Origin of the sequence: Syntrophus sp. (in: bacteria) (assembly GCF_040768185.1) — a bacterium.
GTDB classification, from domain to species: domain Bacteria; phylum Desulfobacterota; class Syntrophia; order Syntrophales; family Syntrophaceae; genus Syntrophus; species Syntrophus buswellii.
In genome coordinates this window covers 1-13,663 of the sequence record NZ_JAXGNC010000017.1, presented here as the reverse complement: position 1 = coordinate 13,663, position 13,663 = coordinate 1, and the positions used below count along the sequence as shown (strand labels likewise).

The following is a 13,663-nucleotide window of genomic DNA, read 5'->3' as shown; positions in this document are numbered from 1 at the left end:
AAAAACAGGCCTCTGCGGCAAGCGGAGGCCTTCTTCTTGGGGATGTCCGCAACGTCATGAGCCCGAAAGCCCATCCTGTTTTTGAACAGATTTCCCTGTTCGATGATGCCTATACCCTGCTCAACAGCGGCCTCGCCGATCTCATGTCACTGGACCTGCAGTCAGCCAAGAATTCCCTTGAGCATTATGGGGCAATCTACCGGGCGCGGGAGCAGGTTGAACATTTCCTTCAAATCATCGATTTCCTGGAGGAAAAGTTGATACAGGCTCCCGACGGCATCGAGGAACCTGTTTACCTTTACAACCTCGTGAATGCCCTTGAAGCTGATGCCGGCATAGTTGCCTGCATCTCAAAGGACATCCTGGACGGAATCCGCTCCTCTCTTCAGAAAAGGATTCTGAAGGCGATCGAAGATCATCACCTGGCCGGCACCCCTTATCTTTCCAATGCGGTCCCCACGGGGTTTATTTATCTGCAGGCCGGTCGACCGGACGAGGCCATCGCGGCCCTGCAGGTCTGCCTTCCTCTTTCGCCGAGAAATGCCCTTATTTACGGCTATCTCGGTGATGCCTACCTGATGCGCCATGAGTTCGCGCAGGCTCGGCAATGCTACCTGAATGCCTGTCTGAACGACCCGAAGGCACTGGATTGGGAATTTCTGAAGGATTCAAATCTTCTATCCCTGAGGGATCAACTCGTGGAACGATATGGGGATGAATCCCTTGCCCTGGCATGGCTTCCGGTCCATGCCGTGCTTCGTGACCTTTTCAAACCCGGGTTGCTGGGTCTGTATGAAGGCTTGAAGGAACTCGTGGAGGACTATCTTGCCCTGCAGAGGAAATTCCGGCAAACGCCTGAGCCCGGCCTCGAGGCAGGACTTTTTCTGCGCGCGCTCCTGCTCTGCGAACAGGAGCCCCACCTGAAATTTATAAAAACCGTGAATTTTATCGATCTTCGCAAAACGATGAAGAGCCTTGACCCGTCGCTTTTCGCAGGCTATTTGACATGGATCGAAAGGAGACATGCCGGCTTGAAATAACCATTCGGCTGGAATGACAGGAGATTTTCCAAAATGGCGCAACCAACCATACTGTTCATGGGGACCCCCGAATTTGCCCTGCCGTCGCTGGAAAAGCTGGTTGAAAGGGGTTATGAAATCGCCGCCGTTGTCACGCAGCCGGACCGCCCGAAAGGACGGGGAAAGCACCTGGTGGCGCCGCCGGTCAAAGTCGCGGCGGCCCGCTGGAGCATCCCGGTTCTCCAGCCCCAGAAGGTCAGAGATCCCTCCTTTCTGGAGATCCTGAAGCAGTTCCCGGCGGACCTGATCGCCGTTGCCGCGTTCGGGCAGATCCTGCCCAGGGAGGTCCTGGATTTTCCGCCCCTGGGCTGCATCAATGTCCATCCCTCCCTGCTCCCCAGATATCGCGGGGCAGCGCCGCTCAACTGGACCCTGATCAACGGGGAAACCCGCACCGGCGTCACCATCATGTACATGGATGAGGGGCTGGATACAGGGGATATTCTTCTTCAGGAAGAAACCCCGATCGGCCCGGAGGAAACCTTCGGCCAGCTTCATGACCGCCTGGCGGCCCTTGGAGCGGATCTTCTTGTTCAGGCGGTTCAACTGCTCGAGAGCCACCAGGCGCCCAGGATCCCCCAGGATAACTCGTTGAGCTCCTATGCGCCGATGCTGAAAAAAGAGCACGGACGTATTCGCTGGGACCAGGAGGTTTCCGCAATCGTCAATCAGATCCGGGGCCTGTCCCCTGCCCCCTGCGCTTACACGTTCCTGGACGGCAAGACCCTGAAGATCTTTGCGGCCAGGGGAATCGAGCAGCCCGTATCGGGAAAACCCGGTCAGGTAGGAAGCGGAACGAAGGAAGGATTGCCGGTGACCGCAAAAAACGGCTATGTTATCTTGAAGGACATTCAGATGGAAAACCGCAAGCGCATGAACGCGTCGGATTTTCTCCGGGGCTACGAGCTGCTTCCCGACACGGTTCTTGGCTGAAATGATTCCCTCCCCGCGCAGCCTGGCCGTAGATCTCCTTGATCGCATCGACCGAACGGGGGCGTTCGCCGAGCCCCTCCTCGACGCCTGTCTCCGCCGTCATGCCCTCGCCAATGCCGCGGACCGCCATCTCCTCACCTCCCTGGTTTACGGCACACTGAGGATGAGGGGGCATCTCGACTGGATCATTGAGCGGCTTTACAAGGGAAAGTTCGCATCCATGCAGGATGGGATCAAAAACATTCTGAGGACGGCCCTCTATCAGTTTCTGTTTCTGGAGCGGATCCCCGATTTTGCCCTGGTCAATGAAGCTGTCGAGCTGACGAGGAACCGCTACCCCGGCCGGGAACATCTGGTGAACGCCCTGCTGAGAAACGCCGTGCGCAGGGGACGGAACCACGATTTTCCCTACCCGGATATGGGAAAAAATCCGGAAGAGCATATCTCCGTTGTCTGCTCCCATCCGCTCTGGCTGGTGCGCCGCTGGAGCAGGATGTACGGTCCGGAGCGGACCCTGTCCCTCTGCCGCGCCAACAACCAGGTCCCGCCCGTGACCCTTCGAGTCAACACCCTCAAATCGTCGCGTCCCCTTTTAAAGGCACTGCTGGAGGAGGAGGGATTCTCCGTCACCGAGTCGCATTTCTCCCCGGACGGATTGCAATTGAACGGCCCCTCCGATGATCTCCGGTCATCTTCCGCGGGCCGCCAGGGTCTTTTCCTTCTCCAGGACGAGGCTTCCCAGTTGATTGCCCGCCTGGTCTCACCGGAGCCGGGAGAGGAAATCCTCGACCTGTGCTGCGGCGTCGGCGTCAAGACGACCCACCTGGCCGCCCTGATGAAGAATGGGGGCCGCGTTCTGGCGGTGGATCTCTATCCGGGCAAGCTGGACGCCCTGAATCGCCTGGCGGCGAAGATGGGCATTACCATGGTTGAGACCCTCCAGGCGGATGCTTCGACGAAATGGGGGGAATTGCTCCAGGGAACATTCGACCGCGTTCTCGTCGACGCACCCTGTTCAGGTCTGGGAACCCTGCGGAGAAATCCGGAAATCAAATGGCGCCTGAAGCCTCAGGACCCTTCTTCCCACGGCCGCCTTCAGGCCGGCATCATGGATCGCGCCGCCGCTCTTCTCCGCCGCGGCGGACGTCTCGTTTACAGCACCTGCACGATCCTTCCCGAAGAAAACGAGCTTCTCATCGGAAACTTTCTCTCCCGTCACGGGGAGTTTTCCATCCGTTCATCTCCCGGAGCTTCTTCGGAGGCCTCCACCCTGATCGGGGAGGATGGGTTTTTCCGGACGGCTCCCGACACGTCCGGCATGGATGGATTTTTTGCGGCCATTCTCGTCAAGCACTGATTTCCGTTGCCCGGCCTGCTTGCGCCCTTCCGGCGGAAAACGCGGCATTGCCTTCAAGGCCGAAGTCGTATAGGATCCCGGTTCAATTGCATCACAATCATCGCCAAGGAGAGTTGGAATGAAAAAAACGATCATATGGGTGATTGCCTGCCTGATGGTGAGCGGCTGCGCCGTCTCCGAAAAGTACGCCCGGATGTCATCGACCGTCATCGACTGCAAGGCTGACCAGATCGAAATTGAAAACGCGCCTCTGATCGGCTTCCTGGGTACGCAGAGCTGGGAGGCAATCTGCAAGGGGAAAAGATACATCTGCAGTCATGATCCCCAGACGGGCGTAAGCTGCACAGAGATGATCAACCCCTTCGCCCCGTAAGGCAACGGCTCCGGACAGCGGCGCGCTGAGCGGATCGGGAACTCTTCATCCGGATGCTGCTTCGTGAAACATGCCCCCTGCGTCACGGCTGAACAAGCGCATCGTAAATGCGCCTGGCCACCTCCTTGTCGTTCAGGTACCCCGCAATCCCGTGACGGTTCTCCGTATGATTCCGCACATCCGTCTTGTTTTCCACGGCAGGATTCAATGGAAAATTTTCCTTGTCCAGGGGGTACAGGGCGACGACGTCGCGCTCGTCCATCGCGTTGAACCACTTCCCGACGCATGCCGGATGCTTGTTCGGTGCGAGAGATTTCCGGATCGCCGTGATCGCCAGCGGAGAGCCGACCGTCACAAACAGCGGGACGTTCCAGCGGAGCTCCTTCCCTTCACGGCGGAGGAGGCTGTAGGAAACAACGGTACCCAGTGAATGTGAGACAACCACCGTCGGAACGTCCGGAAGCATGGGTTTCCGGATTCCCGTTTCAATCTCGTCCCGGATGCCGATATTGTAAAGATACTGGTACACGTCATTCGTGGCGATGGCGATGCTGGCCCCGCTCGCTCCCGGCACGAAGCGGTCGATCGCCTTCAGCACACCCTGGAGCCATTCCCAGTTGAGCGGCCCCTTTGCGATGACGTCCGCTCCGGCCGCCTCGGCGAGCATGGCGTCACTGATTCCCGCCCGCTGCTGCACCTCCTGGATCACGGCCCGCATGAAAGTCCTCTCCTCATCGTCGGCGTTGTCCCCCTTGACAATGACCTCCGCCACCTTCTCCGGCGGCAGTCCGCTCACGAGGCCATGGAGGGTTTCGCCATAATAGGGAAACCGGATGGCATCCTCGGAAATCGGCATTGAAAGACCATTCTTTTCAAGCCCCTCACGAAATGCGGCAATCCACTGCATCTTGAGCTCGGCGGCATCCTTGTGCTCCTGCGCACGACCGTGTATGAACACCAGCTGTTTCATCGTTCTATTCCTCCTGAGAGAATTGCTTTTCGAAGCATGGCGACACCCTTCCCGTTGAACATCGTCCAGAGCGAGGGAACCCGGCATTGCTCGATTCCGTGAAGTGATGGCGGCAACTGCGCCCGGTAGGCGGAAAGAAGGGCCCACCCCTGGGAAAGCATTGGAAAAGGCGGGACAAAACGCCCCATGATCGGCGCCCTTGAAAGAAGCGCGACATCGAAGAAGACAAGGCCGAGATCGCCTTCCATGTAAGAGCGCATTTCGTCAATGAGGTCGCGCCGCTGCAGGCTGTCATAGACGTAGGCCGCGTAGAGCGCCAGGGACGGATCGACCCCTTTGGCGTATTGCATGCGCCTCGCCAGGGCGAGGCCGCCCTCCTCGTTGAGGCGGAATACGCCCAGGGCGGCCGATGCCGCGATCGTCGCCCGCAGGGAACGCAGCTCGTTGACCGCATGGGCATACTCGCCCCAGCGCCACGTGTTTTCCGAAGGTTCATAGCTCACATCCACCAGCTGCCCCCCTTCGAAGCTGAGGGCGGCGATGAAATCCGGCAGTGCGGGAACCGCGACTCCGCATCCGTTTTCGAGGACGAGGAGCACGTTCGCCCCCGGCGCCGTCAGCCCCCCGACCCGGACAGTGTCTCCCGCCGTTCCCAGAAGTTCGGCGGCCACATCGCGCTGGACCGTGTCAACGATCCGCGCGCCCCGGATCTTGAACCCGCACTGGGTTTCGAAATGCATCGGGCCGAAGGGCTCCGCCTGGGTGGCCACCGCCTCGAGCAGCCCCCTTTCGCGGCCGCCTGATTCCAGGCTGAGCAGTTCCTTCCATTTGCGCTGGTCGCCCTCGAGGGACGCGGATACCAGTCCCTCGGAAACCGTAAAGGGCGTAACCGGCGGCGGCTCGCGCGCGGGAATGCCGGGGGAAAAGGTCCGGGAGAGAAGCCTGCCCTTGAAGGGCATGCGCGCGATCCATGCATCCTCCGTATGGCGGCTGATCCGGTCGTCCGGTAGCTGGTTGAGCTTCGGGTCGATCTTCATGGCAGCCAGTCGGGCCGGCACGTCCCTCTTGAGGCAGTCTGCCAGCTCTCCCAGGCGGAGTTCTGCGACGACCCTGCCGTCCTCTTCAACGGGATGCAGGGTCTCCTGGTGCCGCCCGGTAAGGTAGTCCAGCAGCACCTCCGTGTACAGCGCCGAATAGCGCTTGGCCGCTTCAGCCGCCGCCGCGGCCGGATCGACAATTTCCAGGGAGGGTTTCCCGCGGGCGCACGAAAAGAGGATGTCAACAGGCTTCTCCGTCCCGCTGACGGGCTCGTTGGGAAACACTTCGCCGCCCTTGATCTGCAGGGCCAGGAGGCCTTCCGCGGCACTCCTGCAGGCATCGGATATCAGGACGACATGGCTGATGCCGCAATACCGGGCAAGGCGCACGCTTCCCTCGACGTTGACGGCCTCGTTGACGTTTTTCGGAGCACCGGAAAGAAGCCAGAATTCGCTGTCGATGTTGATTCCGTGTCCGGAAAAATAGACGATAAGCTGCTCCACCGAGGCCCGGTCGACAAGGGCAGTGATCGCCGAATGGACCTGCTCAACGGTTACGGGATTCTTCTCGTCCGTCAGGACCTGCAGGTGCCCTTCATCGATTCCCTGCCTGCGCGCCCAGTCCGTCATGCGCTGGACGCTCGGCGTTACCGCCTGGAGCTCGGGCAGATTGCCCGTTTTGCTGACACCGATAAGAACGGCGGCCCTCTCCATATCAGAACCTCCTTCTGTGGATCTGCTTCAGTGCTGCCTCGACAGCCTTACGGTTCAAGAGGCTTCAGGGTGACCGTTCCCGGAGCCTGGATGTCGCCTTTCCCGGACCAATCGTCCGTCGTTCCCACAGAGATTATATTGGCCGCCCCATCCTGGGCGCATGCCGCGGGATACACCCTGACATCCGGTCCGTAGTTGCCGGCAGCCGCCACAAAGAGCACTTCGGGATGCTTCGTGATGGCGGAACACAGATCGCTGTAATCGTCCGTCCCTTCGATAAACCCCAGGCTGAGATTGACGACTACGGCTCCACGGGAGGCGGCCCAGTCGATTGCTGAAATCACGGCGTGCTTGTCTACCGTGCCGTCGGCATCCGCCACCTTCGCCACAAGAATCCTCGGAGAGGGCAGGTTCTGGAATTCCGGAGGCGCTGCACTCCGGGCCTGCAGTGTCAGAATGGCCACAATCGTGCCGTGTCCGATCCTGTCTTCCGGACCCTCCCCGGTAAAATCCTCCTGCTCGGCAATCAGTCCCCTGATCTGCGGATGATCGGCCAGGATCCCGGAATCGATGACGGCTATCGTCGCGGAGCGATCGGTATAGAGTGGCGGATACAGGGGAATGCCCTGAACGACATGCCAGTTTCCCCTCTCGTCGCGCAGCCTGATGTCGCCCTCCTGCGGGCCGTTCGCCCCGGTTCCGGCGGGCCCTCCCAGCAAAAAGCCTTTTCCTTTCTTCTCCTGCATTTTCTCCCTCCCCACCTGTTGACCCCCTGGCGTTCCCCGCACCATTTTCTCAGTACCGATAAAAACGTGCCTCGCCACGCAGGAAAAGTATATAAGCCCCAGCGGCGAGTGTCAAAAAAAAATACGGCGGCAACAGCCGGCGGCATCTTGCTGCATATCACCTTGAGGAACTCTGACGGTTCCGGATTTCCGGATTATTTCCGCCTTTCACCATCACAGCGCAGCGCAGCCATGTGCAACGCCCGCGGAGTTACACTATGCGGACGGAACCCGGAGACGCCACCAGGATCTCTTCTCCTGCGGCAGGGTCCTTTTCGTTCAGCCAATGGGATGCATTCCGGCGTTCGTTTTTTTGTGGATGTCTTGATCGATCAGGGCTCCGCCCCCGTCGCGGAGTCTTGTTTCCGATGGCCGCTGGCGATCCGGCTCCGCAATTTTTCCATCGCTACATAGAACACCGGCGTCACATACAGGGTCAGCGTCTGCGAAAAGAGCAGGCCGCCGACGACGGCCAGCCCCAGGGGGCGCCGGGATTCGGCCCCTGCGCCGTATCCCAGGGCGATGGGCAGCCCGGCCATGAGGGCGGCCATCGTCGTCATCATGATCGGGCGGAAACGGACGAGGCAGGCCTCGTAGACGGCGTCATGCGGATTTTTCCCCTGTCTGCGCTGCGCCTCGATGGCGAAGTCCACCATCATGATTCCGTTCTTCTTCACGAGGCCGACCAGCATGACTATGCCCACGAAGGCATAGATGGAAAGGTCATGGCGGAAGGCCATAAGGGCCAGCAGCGCCCCGAAACCGGCGAAAGGCAGGGCGGAGAGGATGGTGACGGGATGATAGAAACTTTCATAGAGGATCCCCAGAATGATGTAAATCACCACGATGGCCAGAATCAACAGAATCCCCATCCTGGCAAGGGATGACTGGAAGGCCTTCGCGGTTCCCTGAAATTCGAACGTCATCCCGGAGGGCATGGAGGCGGCCGTCATGGCCTGGATCCTCTCCACCGCCTGGCCGAGCGAATAGCCGGGCTTGAGGTTGAACGAAATGGTCACCGAGGGCAGCTGTCCGGAATGGCTGATGGTCAGCGGGCCGATATCCTCCCGCAGCGTCGTGATCGCCCTCAGGGGGACCAGCTGCCCGGTGGAAGACCGGACATGAAGCATGGACAGCACGGAAGGATCGGTCCGGTACTGAGGCAGCAGTTCCATGATGACCTGATAATCGTTGTTCGGGGTGTAGATCGTCGAAATCTGGCGCGACCCGTAGGCGCTGTAAAGGGCGTTTTCAATCTGCATCGGCGTGACGTTCAGGATGAACGCCTGATCGCGGTCGATATCGATGTGCACCTCGGGATTCTTCAGCTGCAGGTCGCTGCTCACATCCTGCAGTTCCTCCATCCGGCGCATCCGATCCTCCATTTCAGCGCCGTAGCGGAACAGCTCCTTCGTTTCAATCCCCTGGAATGTCACCTGATAGAGACTTTTGGTCACACGTCCGCCGATGTTGATCGGGGGCGGATTGGTCGGAAAGGCCCTGATGCCCGGAACGGAGGCGAGCTTTGGCCGGAGCCTGTCGATCACCTGATCCGCACTGAGTTCCCTTTCACGGCGGGGCTTGAGGACGATGAACATGCTCCCGGTATTCGTGGCGCTCTGGCCGCCTCCTGAGGCCACGCTGCACATGAAGCGGTCGACGTTGGGGTCCTTCTGCACGATATCGAGCAGAGCCAGCTGATGCTGAACCATGGAATCGAAGGAGATGTTCTCTGCCGCCTCCGTCCTGATCGAGATCTGGTCCCGGTCTTCCGAGGGGATGAAGCCCTTGGGAATGGCGTAAAACAGGAAGACCGTTGCGGCAAGAAGGGCGGCGGAAAAGATCAGGGTTGCGCGCTCGCGGGAAAGGACCCAAAGCAGGGTGCTGCGGTAAAAGCTGAGCATCGCATCAAACCCCGACTCCACCATGAGGTAGACCCGCCCATGCCGTTCTCTCCCCGGGGCGCGGATGAACCGGCTGGCGAGCATGGGGGTCAGGCTCAGGGAGACGAAGCCGCTGATCAGAACGGCCACGGCAATGGTAACGGAAAACTCCCGGAAGAGGCGTCCCACGATGCCCCCCATGAAGAGGACGGGGATGAACACGGCGGCCAGCGAGAGGGTCATGGATACGATGGTGAAGCCGATTTCCCGGGCCCCTTCCAGGGCCGCCTGCATCCGCGGTTTTCCCATCTCGATATGCCTCATGATATTTTCCAGCATGACGATGGCGTCATCGACGACGAACCCCACAGACAGGGTCAGGGCCATGAGGGACAGGTTGTCGATGCTGTAATCCAGAAGGTACATGACGGCAAAGGTTCCGATAAGGGAGACGGGAAGGGTCAAGCTCGGAATGACCGTTGCGGACAGATTGCGAAGGAAGAGAAAGATGACCAGGACGACGAGGACCAGGGTCAGATACAGGGTGAACTGCACATCCCTTGCCGAGTCCTTGATGGGAATGCTGCTGTCGCGCAGGACGACCAGGGATACGGATGCCGGCAGCTTTTCGCGGAAGGCGGGCAGCAGGGCCTTGATGGCGTCGGCGACCTGGATCGTGTTGGTTCCGGGCTGCCGCTGAATGGCCAGGATGATGGCGCGGCTGCGGGTTGTCGGCGTGGCGAACCATGCCGCCACCCTGTCATTTTCAACGCTGTCCCGAACGTTCCCCAGCTCCTGAAGGCGCACGGGCTGGCCGTCGCGGTAGGCCACGACGAGAGGCAGGTACAGGCCGGCCTTCATCAGCTGGTTTTCAGACTGCAGCGTGGCCAGGGTCTGCGCGCCGGTGAGGGTACCCAGGGGATTGTTGACGTTGTAATGACCGATAACCGAGGACACCTCGTCGATGCCGATGCCGCGGGAGGCCAGGGCATGGGGGTCCAGCTCGATGCGGACGGCGTACTTCTGCGAGCCGTAGACGGACACCTGCGCCACGCCGGTCACCCTCGATATCTGCTGCGCAAGCTGCGTCTCCCCGTACTCGTTGAGCAGATACATTGGAAGGGTTGGGCTGGTCAGGGCCAGGTACAGAATCGGCTGGTCGGCGGGATTGACCTTTCGGAAGGACGGCGGGGTCGGCAGATCCTCAGGTAGACGACGGCTGGCGCGCGAGATGGCGGACTGCACATCCTGGGCCGCCGCATCGATATTGCGATTCAGGTCAAATTGCAGGGTGATGCGGGTCGACCCCTGAGAGCTGGTGGAGATCATGGAGTCGAGGCCGGCAATGGTCGTGAATTCCTTTTCAAGAGGGGTCGCCACTGTTGAGGCCATGGTTTCCGGATTTGCACCGGGCAGGGAGGCGGAAACGCTGATCGTGGGAAAGTCCACCGCGGGCAGATCGCTCACCGGCAGGAGGCGATAACCGATCAGACCGGCAAGGACGATGCTCAGCATGCACAGCATCGTCATGACAGGGCGCCGGATGAAGGGCTCCGAAAGATTCACGGACGCTCCCCCGGCGTTTTTGCGGGCTCTTTATCGGCGGCAGCCCTGATCTCGACCCGGGCGCCCGGGACGAGTTCCAGGTGGCCGTCGGTTACAACACGCTCGCCGGCCCCCAGACCCCTGTCGATGACCGCCTCAACCCCGGTGGCCATCTGGACGGCAACCGGCCTGAGTTCAACCGTCTGGTCCTCTTTGACGACAAAGACAAATTTGCCATCCTGACCCGCCTGAACCGACTCCGCCGGCACGACCAGGGCGTCCTTCCGGATCCCGAGCACCAGGGTCACGGTGACGTACTGGCCCGGCCAGAGCACCTCCCGGTCGTTGCGGAACACCCCGGCAAGACGCACCGTTCCGGTTCCTTGATTGATCGAATTGTCGATAAAAAAGAGGTCGCCCTCCTCCGGAGGCCTGCTGTCCCCCGGCAATCCTGCCCTGACTCTCAGGATTCCTCCGGCCATCGCACTGCGGATCGCGGGCAGATCGGCCTGGGGGACGCTGAAAAAAACCTCGATGGGCCGGATCTGGTTGATCGTCACCATGGTGGCCTCCCTGGCCCTGATCAAAGACCCTTCCGCGGTGAGAAGGTCTCCGGCCCGCCCGGTGATCGGACTGTAGATGGAACAGCGTCCGACCTGGAGCCTCGCCGTGGCTTCCGCCGCCCGGTCGGCTCGAACCGTTGCCGTCAGGGCGGCCGCTTCCGCCTGGGCCTTGTCGTTGTCGCTGCGGGAAATCAATTCCCTCTTGAAGAGCTCTCGAAAACGTGCCGCCGTGAGGAGGGCATGTTCTTCCATGGCCCGATCCCTGAGGAGGTTGGCCCTGGCCCGATCCAGCTCCGCCTGGTAGGATCGGGAATCGATGGTAAAGAGGAGATCTCCCCTCCGGATCGTCTGCCCCTTGCTGAAGTGCACTTTGGCGAGAATGCCGTCAACCTCCGACTTGATCTGGATACTCGAACGGGCCTGAACATTCCCGAACGTTTTGATTTCTATCGGAATTTCTTTGAGTACCGCCTTGGCGGCGGTGACAGGAATCTGTCTGTCCCGGCTTGTTTTTTCCGGAGCGGCATCCCGGGAACTTTCCGAACAGGCGGTGATCAGAAAAAACGATATCACGAGGGTGGCAGCGGCCAGACAGGCAAAGCGCTTTTTCATGAAGAACGACCTTTCCGCACACGGCATGGGAAGAAAATATGGGGAAAAATAGGCCATACGAAAAGCACCGTCAAGATTTAATTGGAGCGCCCCGGATTTTACCGCCTTCTCATTGGCATGGAGAAGAAGCGGCCTGCCTCGACCAGTCCACGAATACGCGCGTCCTCCTCCTTTCGCCGCAGTAAACGAGATCAGGTCCTGCACGCCTCCCGCCGTGATTTCCACCGTCCTTTCAGGCCTTCTTCCCTGTAAAGTCACGGAACATCAGGCTCTTGCCGATCATGATATGTATTTCCTGAAGATTGTGATATGAAAGGGAATAATTTGTTGGCTGTAACTTCTTTTCAGGGAAGGCGTGCCCAGAAGCTGACAAGCTGTCTGCACGGCCTGCGGGAATGTCTATGGTATTTGGGAAAAAAGAAACGATTTCAACACTGGATGAAGTTCTCGAATCAAGCTGGAGACAACTCCATAACGGCGTCCAAAACTTCAGGGACCCCTTTCACCAGGCCATCCTGACCACCATGGATGGCCGCAGGCCCCAGGTGCGGATCGTGATCCTGAGGGAGTTTTCAGAAAGGGACCGGGCCTTGGTCTGTCACTGCGATGCCCGGGGTTCAAAGGTCCCGCAGATCCGGGACAATCCCAATGTGAGCTGGCTGTTCTATCATCATGAAAAATGGCTGCAGCTGCGCATTTCAGGAACCGCTTCGGTCCACACCGATGACGAGGTGGCGGAAGCGCAGTGGGACCAGGTGCGCCTGCATCACCGCATCAACTACTGCGCAGAAATTCCGCCGGGGTCGCCCACGGAGAATCCGAGTTCGGGTCTTCCGGGTTTTCTCCTGGAAAAGGCGCCAAAATTATTTGATATTCCCGAAGCCCGGAAAAACTTTGCCGCCATTGTCTGCCGGTTTGATGAAATGGACTGGCTGCTGCTGAAATTGACCGGCCATATCCGGGCAAAATTCTCGTGGAAAGAAAGCCGGATGGACGCCTCCTGGGTGATCCCCTGACGTTCTGACGACGGCCGCCGGAACGATGGGCCTTTCCTGAAGCCACCGTCGCCGGTCCTGACTCATTTACCAGAAAAACGAGAGGGGTATTTTCATCGCCCCATGGACATCGTGCTGGATGACGACAAAGTCATCCTGAACATCGATGAGATGGGCATTCCGATGGGAAAGGTTTGATTCGTTGAAGCGGAGCTTGTAATAGGAACTGTTTTCAAGCACACCACAGGAGCCCTTTTCCGGAAAGTCCAGTGTCCCTCTCCTGCCGATCAATGTTTTCAGGTATTGTTGGTAATTCATAGCTCTTCCCTTACAGTCCGTCCGGCATGTCATGCTTCGTTGAAGCATCTTTCCAGGCGGCAAAAAAATGGATTCTCTCTAAGAAGAAAGCCCCCTTTTCCTTTCAGCATTCGGATTCGGACAAGGGGTCACGCGGCCAGGATCAGATCAAAGACGGCTTTTCCTGGAACTCCGCCGGCCGAATCGCCAAAGCGCTGTAATAGTGCCACAATTTAAGACAAACTCAATACGGATCGATTACGGAACATATACCAGCATAAAACTGGCAGAGTCGATACATCCCTATTACAACCCTCTATCCGGACAACCTCATGAATATTTTTTGACGCTCGCGTAGCAAGGCGCTAACGGCCCCCTTCAAGGGGTCAACTCCATCCGTTCACTTTTTGGTTTTTTTTCGATCCCTCCGCGGACAGGAATGCCTGGCTTTGCAGGGTTTGGATGACAGGAGTGTCGGGCCGGTGCGGCGGCCTGCGGCGACCCCGCCCCCCATCAGAAT

At 59.3% G+C, this 13,663-nt stretch carries 11 protein-coding genes; 5 read left to right on the top strand and 6 right to left on the bottom strand.

Annotation, left to right across the window (positions count from 1 at the left end):
- Positions 1-56 precede the first annotated feature (56 nt).
- From AB3175_RS12965 to AB3175_RS12950, 4 genes are all read left to right on the top strand, one after another.
- Complete coding sequence (locus AB3175_RS12965; protein ID WP_367361368.1) at positions 57-1,040, top strand: hypothetical protein; 984 nt, start codon at positions 57-59, stop codon at positions 1,038-1,040.
- A 33-nt stretch (positions 1,041-1,073) separates the two neighbouring features.
- Positions 1,074-2,012, top strand: coding sequence for a methionyl-tRNA formyltransferase (gene fmt, locus AB3175_RS12960; RefSeq protein ID WP_367361367.1), 939 nt, complete (start codon positions 1,074-1,076; stop codon positions 2,010-2,012).
- 1 nt (position 2,013) lies between these two features.
- Positions 2,014-3,369, top strand: coding sequence for a 16S rRNA (cytosine(967)-C(5))-methyltransferase RsmB (gene rsmB / locus AB3175_RS12955; RefSeq protein WP_367361402.1), 1,356 nt, complete (start codon positions 2,014-2,016; stop codon positions 3,367-3,369).
- Between the two features lie 118 nt (positions 3,370-3,487).
- On the top strand, positions 3,488-3,742 hold the full coding sequence (locus AB3175_RS12950) for a hypothetical protein (protein WP_367361366.1): 255 nt from the start codon (positions 3,488-3,490) through the stop codon (positions 3,740-3,742).
- A gap of 82 nt (positions 3,743-3,824) precedes the next feature.
- On the opposite strand, the gene AB3175_RS12945 is transcribed toward AB3175_RS12950, so the two are convergent.
- The 5 genes from AB3175_RS12945 to AB3175_RS12925 all read right to left on the bottom strand — a co-directional run bounded on the left by AB3175_RS12945 (position 3,825) and on the right by AB3175_RS12925 (position 11,851).
- On the bottom strand, positions 3,825-4,712 hold the full coding sequence (locus tag AB3175_RS12945; RefSeq protein ID WP_367361365.1) for an alpha/beta hydrolase: 888 nt from the start codon (positions 4,710-4,712) through the stop codon (positions 3,825-3,827).
- On the bottom strand, positions 4,709-6,463 hold the full coding sequence (locus AB3175_RS12940; RefSeq protein WP_367361364.1) for a caspase domain-containing protein: 1,755 nt from the start codon (positions 6,461-6,463) through the stop codon (positions 4,709-4,711). Before AB3175_RS12940 ends, AB3175_RS12945 begins: the two co-directional genes overlap by 4 nt.
- Before the next feature lie 47 nt (positions 6,464-6,510).
- Positions 6,511-7,209, bottom strand: coding sequence for a S8 family serine peptidase (locus AB3175_RS12935; protein WP_367361363.1), 699 nt, complete (start codon positions 7,207-7,209; stop codon positions 6,511-6,513).
- A 371-nt stretch (positions 7,210-7,580) separates the two neighbouring features.
- Positions 7,581-10,697, bottom strand: coding sequence for an efflux RND transporter permease subunit (locus AB3175_RS12930; RefSeq protein WP_367361362.1), 3,117 nt, complete (start codon positions 10,695-10,697; stop codon positions 7,581-7,583).
- Positions 10,694-11,851 carry an efflux RND transporter periplasmic adaptor subunit gene (locus AB3175_RS12925; protein WP_367361361.1) on the bottom strand — a complete coding sequence of 386 codons (1,158 nt, stop codon included), beginning with the start codon at positions 11,849-11,851 and terminating at the stop codon, positions 10,694-10,696. The genes AB3175_RS12930 and AB3175_RS12925 overlap by 4 nt, the downstream gene beginning before the upstream one ends.
- A 401-nt stretch (positions 11,852-12,252) precedes the next feature.
- Between AB3175_RS12925 and AB3175_RS12920 the strand changes: the two genes are divergently transcribed.
- Positions 12,253-12,867, top strand: coding sequence for a pyridoxamine 5'-phosphate oxidase family protein (locus AB3175_RS12920; protein WP_367361360.1), 615 nt, complete (start codon positions 12,253-12,255; stop codon positions 12,865-12,867).
- Between the two features lie 66 nt (positions 12,868-12,933).
- On the opposite strand, the gene AB3175_RS12915 is transcribed toward AB3175_RS12920, so the two are convergent.
- On the bottom strand, positions 12,934-13,164 hold the full coding sequence (locus tag AB3175_RS12915) for a hypothetical protein (RefSeq protein ID WP_367361359.1): 231 nt from the start codon (positions 13,162-13,164) through the stop codon (positions 12,934-12,936).
- Between the last annotated feature and the right edge of the window lie 499 nt (positions 13,165-13,663).